The sequence below is a fragment of the Pseudomonas edaphica genome (genome assembly GCF_005863185.1).
In the GTDB taxonomy this organism is placed as follows: Bacteria; Pseudomonadota; Gammaproteobacteria; order Pseudomonadales; family Pseudomonadaceae; genus Aquipseudomonas; species Aquipseudomonas edaphica.
In genome coordinates, this window is sequence record NZ_VBVZ01001071.1 from 1 (window position 1) to 861 (window position 861).

Consider the following 861-nt stretch of genomic DNA (forward strand, 5'->3'; position numbering starts at 1 on the left):
GGCGCAGGGCAGGGAGGACGGCATTGCGTTGCAGGGCGGGGGCGCTCATGGTCGGTCTCCAAAAAATCAGCTGCCCAGATGGTCGTCCGGGATATTCAAACGAATGCCCATGCGCAGGCCTTCCTGGAGGATATGTCGGCGCATTTCGGCGCTGGCCAGGGCGCTGTTCTTGTTGCGGATGGCGCGCACCACGGCGTCGTTTTCCTGCAGGCGTTCGGCCAAGTGCTCGGGTGAATTGCGCAGTACCTGGGCGCTTTGCTTGAGGGCGTTGCTGGTTTGTTGCACCACGTTCTGGAAGATCGGGTTGGACGTCAGCGCGAACAGCTCTTCGTGAAAGCCGATGTAGGCGTTCATGCCCGCTTCGGCGTCTCCGGCATCCAGGGCTTCGCGCATGTCCATCAAGGTCAGGCGCAATTGGCCGACTTCCTTGCTGCTGATGGACTGGGCCACCAGGCCGACAATGAAGGGTTCGAGGGTGTAGCGCAGTTGCAGGATATCTTCGAGGCTGGCGTCGGCCACGGCGTCGCTGGACTGTGGCTCGCTGACGCTGGTTTCCAGCACGACCACGCCTTTGCCGGGCATCGAGCGCACCAGGCCCAGGGTTTCCAGCACGATCACGGCTTCGCGCAGGCTTGGGCGGCTGATGCCCATCTGCTCGGCCAGTTCACGCTGGCCGGGGAGCATGTCGCCCTGGCGCCACTGGCCCCGCTTGAGTGCGGCGCGCAGTTTTTCTACGACTGAGTTGACGACGGTTGAAGTGCTGATCACGTCTACGTCTCCTTGGATGTTGCCAATAGGGTCGCGATTCCATGTGGGAGCTGGCTTGTCGGGTCGCCGCATCGCTGCGATAGCGGTGGGTCG

At 62.8% G+C, this 861-nt stretch carries 1 protein-coding gene; it reads right to left on the reverse strand.

All coding sequences use genetic code 11. The features are described 5' to 3' along the window. Positions 1 to 66: 66 nt before the first annotated feature. A complete protein-coding gene (locus FEM54_RS33310; RefSeq protein WP_017136644.1) occupies positions 67 to 768 on the reverse strand; it encodes a FadR/GntR family transcriptional regulator in 702 nt (233 codons plus the stop codon). Positions 769 to 861 lie beyond the last annotated feature (93 nt).